The sequence below is a fragment of the Aromatoleum toluolicum genome (assembly GCF_012911005.2).
Taxonomy (GTDB): domain Bacteria; phylum Pseudomonadota; class Gammaproteobacteria; order Burkholderiales; family Rhodocyclaceae; genus Aromatoleum; species Aromatoleum toluolicum.
In genome coordinates this window covers 1-415 of the sequence record NZ_WTVS01000247.1, presented here as the reverse complement: position 1 = coordinate 415, position 415 = coordinate 1, and the positions used below count along the sequence as shown (strand labels likewise).

General features: G+C 72.5%; 1 protein-coding gene. It reads right to left on the bottom strand.

Translation table 11 applies throughout. From position 1 onward, the window contains the following. Positions 1–239 (bottom strand): glycosyltransferase (locus GPA27_RS28585; protein ID WP_169143756.1); only part of this gene is annotated, 239 nt, incomplete at its 3' end. Between the last annotated feature and the right edge of the window lie 176 nt (positions 240–415).

Sequence of the window (415 nt, the reverse complement as noted above, 5' to 3'; positions counted from 1 at the left end):
TTGCCGGCCCGGTGCACGACCTCGACCCGGTCGGGGTGCTCAATGGCGAGCTTGTCGGCGACCTCGCCCGTGCCGTCCGGGGAGTTGTCGTCGGCGACCAGCACCTTCAGGCCGGGCAGGGGCAGCGCGAGGAGCCGTTCGACCAGCACCGGGAGGTTCCCCGCCTCGTTGTAGGTGGGCACCACGACGGTCAGACGTGCGTCCCGCCACGGGGCGGGCAACTGCACGGGTTCGATCATGACGGACATCCTCGGTTTGCCGACAGGGTCACCTGAGAGGGTAGCCAGTTGGCCCTTCCGGGTCATAACGGCTCCCCGTTCCGCAGCGTGACTGCCCGCGCCGGCCGCCGGCGGGACGCGCGCCTCAGCGCAGGCGGCGGGCCAGACCGGCGGCCGCGAGGGCGACCGTGAGGAGG